The 4,465-nt window shown below is 40.2% G+C and carries 5 protein-coding genes; all 5 read left to right on the top strand.

The genetic code is table 11. The annotated features are described in order from the left end of the window. Window positions 1–149: 149 nt before the first annotated feature. The 5 genes from ACYQ4S_RS10935 (at window position 150) to ACYQ4S_RS10915 (ending at window position 4,312) form a co-directional block, all read left to right on the top strand. Entirely contained in the window at window positions 150–1,079 is a 930-nt protein-coding gene (locus ACYQ4S_RS10935; protein ID WP_346024491.1) for a YitT family protein, read from the top strand. Window positions 1,080–1,124: 45 nt separating this feature from the next. Beyond that, window positions 1,125–1,778, top strand: a complete 654-nt coding sequence (locus tag ACYQ4S_RS10930; RefSeq protein WP_346024490.1) for an ABC transporter ATP-binding protein — start codon at window positions 1,125–1,127, stop codon at window positions 1,776–1,778. Next, the gene (locus ACYQ4S_RS10925) at window positions 1,775–2,539 is read left to right on the top strand and encodes an ABC transporter permease (RefSeq protein WP_459771132.1); all 765 of its coding nucleotides are present in this window, start codon (window positions 1,775–1,777) and stop codon (window positions 2,537–2,539) included. The genes ACYQ4S_RS10930 and ACYQ4S_RS10925 overlap by 4 nt, the downstream gene beginning before the upstream one ends. 258 nt (window positions 2,540–2,797) lie before the next feature. Then, complete coding sequence (locus ACYQ4S_RS10920; RefSeq protein WP_459771130.1) at window positions 2,798–3,766, top strand: 3D domain-containing protein; 969 nt, start codon at window positions 2,798–2,800, stop codon at window positions 3,764–3,766. Between the two features lie 357 nt (window positions 3,767–4,123). Then, on the top strand, window positions 4,124–4,312 hold the full coding sequence (locus ACYQ4S_RS10915) for a hypothetical protein (RefSeq protein WP_459771128.1): 189 nt from the start codon (window positions 4,124–4,126) through the stop codon (window positions 4,310–4,312). The last annotated feature ends 153 nt before the right edge of the window (window positions 4,313–4,465 follow it).

Genomic DNA, 4,465 nt, shown 5'->3' with positions numbered 1-4,465 from the left:
CAAAAGTCAAGTAATAAGCATAAAAATGTGAAAAAATTTAAAAAAAGAAAATAAGTGGAGGGAAAACTCAAAAGAGAAAACCCTAAATCCACTTATATAGAGCATCTATAGTTTCCTAGGTGTCTCAAAGTGTATGAGGAGGACAAGGGATGATCAATGAGCTAATCACTAAAGTGCGTTTGAAAAATTTTATGCTTATCATAATAGGCTCAGTTTTATATGCGACCAGTGTGAACGTCTTTACTGTACCAAACGATTTGGCTGAAGGAGGCCTGACTGGGTTTTCTCTGATCCTTTTTTATCTTATCGATATCCCACCATCTTATACGATTTTTATTATCAACATGTTCATACTGGCTGTTGGATATAAGTTTCTTGACAAAAAAACGCTCCATTATACTCTCGTAGCCAATGCGATCATTTCGGTTATGCTCCTCGTGGTCACAGGTTATCAGTTCATTCCTGAAACGACTTTGCTAGCCCCAATCGGTTCAGGCATTTTTATGGGTGCAGGTATTGGCCTGATTATGCTGGGTCACGGGACAACAGCAGGCAGTGATATTATTGCCAAGTTGATGGAGAAATATCTCGGGATAAATATACCAACTGGTCTTTTGATGATCGATGTGTTTATCGTCCTGCCCAGTGCATTTGTCATTGGTGCAGAGAATGCGTTTCTCACATTGATCAACCTCTACATTCAAAGTAAGGTCATTGACTTTATTCTAGAAGGGTTGAATCCGAGAAAATCCTTCTTTATTATATCTAAAAAGCATCTAGAGATTGCCGAAGCCATCGAAAACCAGCTCGGGCGAGGCATTACCATATTGGATGGACGTGGCTACTACACTAAGGAGAAGAAAGACATTCTTTATATCATCATCAGTCGACGGGAAGTTCTTCCAATTAAGCGTATCGTAGAGGCTATCGATCCGAATGCCTTCATGACCATCTCACATGTTCAGGAAGTTACTGGAGAAGGTTTTTCCTATCTGGCTCAGGAAGTGCAGGCTGAACGGATCACAGAAGCGGAAGAAGAGTGGATCGAAGAACAAAGGGTTGCGAATGAAAGTGAATAGTTTATAATGATTATTACATGATAAAAACTATAAAGGAGTGTCGCGATGTCTGACCACCAGCTCGAAATTAGTAACATTTCATTTAAGACAGACAATCAGTCTATCCTGGAGTCGATTTCTTTTTCTGTCGAGAAAGGGGAAAGGGTAACGATAACAGGACCGTCCGGAGGAGGAAAGAGCACCTTATTAAAGATCATCGGGAACATCATCAATCCGACTGACGGAAAGGTTTTGTTCCATGGAAAGAACATACAGGAGACCAATCCTCTAAAGTATCGCCAGAAGGTCTCCTACTTTTTCCAGAACGCTTCGCTCTTCGATCAGACTGTCAGGGACAACCTGTCTTTTCCATATGACATCAGAGACGAAGAATTTGATGAAGAGAAAGCGAAAGATATGCTTGAACGCGTCAGCTTGAGTCGCTCCTACCTGGATAAGCCTATCAACGAACTCTCCGGTGGAGAAAAACAGCGTGTAGCTTTGATCAGAAACATGATGTATCTTCCGGAAGTTCTCTTACTTGATGAGGTGACCAGCTCGCTTGATGCTGAGAATAAGGAAATTATTCACGGGATACTGGACACTTTAAATAAAGAGAATGGCCTGACTACATTATCTGTCACCCATGATGAAAATGAGATCAGTCAGGCAGACAGAGTGATCACGATCATCGACGGCAGACTGGAGGACTCTAAATGAACGCTAATCTGGAAATCAATAACTTTTCGCTGTTCCTTTCTACAGGTTTGCTGATCATCGCCATACTTATTGCATATAAAGAGAAGCTTGAACTCGGTAATGATATTTTTATTGCCGGCATAAGAGCAGTAATCCAGCTGTTTATTATCGGCTATGTCCTGAGCTATGTAATACAGCTTGACAATGTGCTTGTCACACTCGCTATGGTAATGTTCATAGTGTTCAACGCAGGCTTCAATGCTCATCAGAGAAGTGACGGGATACCGCATTCCTTAACTATTTCACTTTTCTCCATAACCATAGGTACTGCAGTAACTCTGGTCATTCTCGTTGTTTCCGGGGCAATTGAATGGCTGCCGTCCCAGATCGTTCCCATTACAGGAATGATTGCAAGTAATGCAATGGTCGCTATCGGATTGACTTTCCAGTCTCTGAACTCAAAATTCGCTGATCAGCGTCAGCAGGTTCTTGAAAAGCTGTCACTTGGGGCCAATGAAAAGCAGGCATCCATGAGCATTATTAGAGCCAGCGTGAAAACGGGGATGAGCCCATCGATTGACAGCACAAAGACCGTCGGACTGGTCAGTCTGCCTGGTATGATGTCCGGTCTGATATTTGCTGGAGTAGAACCGACAGAAGCCATCAAGTATCAGATCGTTGTTATGTTCATGATTATCGCAGTGACGAGTATCGCAAGCTTCAGTGCCAGCTACTTGGCATACAGACAGTTCTATAATGAGCGGAAACAGCTGACGATATAAAATAATACAAGCTAATATATTTCAAAAACCGTCTTATTTGTCACATAATTGACACTAAGACGGTTTTTGAAATAGTCTCGTAAGGATGTAATGATAACAATACAGACTGACTAAAAGGAAGTAACAGATGGTCTAAACCCCTTTTCTTTTATAAAGTGCATGGTAAGATACATACAGTTATCCGGGCAAGACCTAGGGTAAATAGCAAAAAGACACTACAGACGAGACGTGTAGTAAATTATGAAAAGGGGTATAAACTTGTTTATACAAAAAAATCAATTAATCAAAGCCGGTATTACTTTCTCAGCTGCAGGACTATTATTCCTGACTAACGAGTCTGAAGCCAGCGCAAATGAATTTACCAGTTCAAACTGGGAGCCGAAAACTGTATCGCAGATCGAACAGGAAATAGCGGCACAGAATGAGAACCAGGGAAGCGACGATGTCCTTAAATATACCTTCCAGTGGGGAGACACAATGTGGGGCATATCTCAAGCTACAGATATTTCAGTAGATAAATTGGTAAACGTTAATGATATTGATAATCGTAGTCTGATTCATGTCGGATCTACTATTTATCTAAGTAGAGACCTGTCAGTCATTTCCGTACAAAATGGTGATGAAGAAGTTGTTAGTTATGACGTGTCAAATGGCGATGCAGTTGAAACTGAGACACCTGAAGAAGTAGAAGAAGCAGTTGAAGCAGCTGAAGGAAACGTAGTAGAAGAAGCTGTTGTAGAAGAACCAGCAGAAGAAGCGGTAGTAGAAGAAACTGTTGTAGAAGAACCAGTTGAAGGAAACGTAGTAGAAGAAACTGTTGTAGAAGAAGCAGCTGAAGGAAACGTAGTAGAAGAAACTGTTGTAGAAGAACCAGCTGAAGAAGCAGTTGAGCAAACTCAACCAGCAGAAGAGTCAACAGCACAAACCTCTTCCTCAGAAAACGGCCGTTGGATGACTGTTGAGGCGACCGCATACTCTCGTAATCAGCCAGTATTGAGTAATCACACATTTACTGGAATTGACCTAAGAGAAAATTCACGTGTCATAGCTGTAGACCCTAATGTTATTCCTTTAGGATCAACAATCTATGTACCTGGCTACGGAGAATACATTGCAGGAGATACTGGTGGAGCAATCATTGGTAATCGAATCGATATTCACTTCGAAAGTCTAGATTCTGCAATTCAGTTCGGCAGACAGAGCATTGATGTACAAGTATTCGAATAAATTTCAACTTCTAAAAAGCTATAAGCGAATATTGAATTCGCTTATAGCTTTTTTGCATAAAAAATGAATATTTTACCAATGTTTAACAAATGGCTGGTTAATGTAACAGAATGAGATGAAATTGTAAAAGCCTTTTCTTTTGAATTGCTATTCATTCATGATAGAGTATTTCTATAACAGATTACGGTTATTTATATTATCAAACCAAAGCAGGAGTGTTCTGATATTACTAATATGAATAGTTTGGCCCAATTATGAGAGATTGGTGTCAGGCAAGGCTTATTGCTTTAAATCAATTAGGAATTTTGGTAATGTTTCGGTAGATAGTTGAATAACTGTATAAAAGGAGAGAGATACATGAAAAAACTTGCTAAGTTCACCGCATTGTCTCTAACCGCAGGTTTGCTGCTTGGTGCTTGTGCTGATGGAGAGGATATGGAAGAAGACTTTCCAGGCGTTGAAGATCCGGCCACTGAAGATGAAGTGGAAGATAATGGGACAGATGATGGCATGGACGGCGATTTAGATGAAGATACAGACGAATAATAAGCATTAAATTGATAAAAAAATACGGTAACTCCCAATAATCTATGAAAAATTATGTTTCCCAAATTTCTCGTTGCTCGTATGATGATTTCTGTCGATGAAGGTAATATAATCCAATCATTGTCTGGATTATACAGCTTTATAACAGATCCA

Source organism: Alkalibacterium sp. s-m-28 (genome assembly GCF_054658175.1).
Note: the sequence above shows the minus strand (reverse complement) of the source record. Positions and strands in the feature narration are given on the sequence as shown.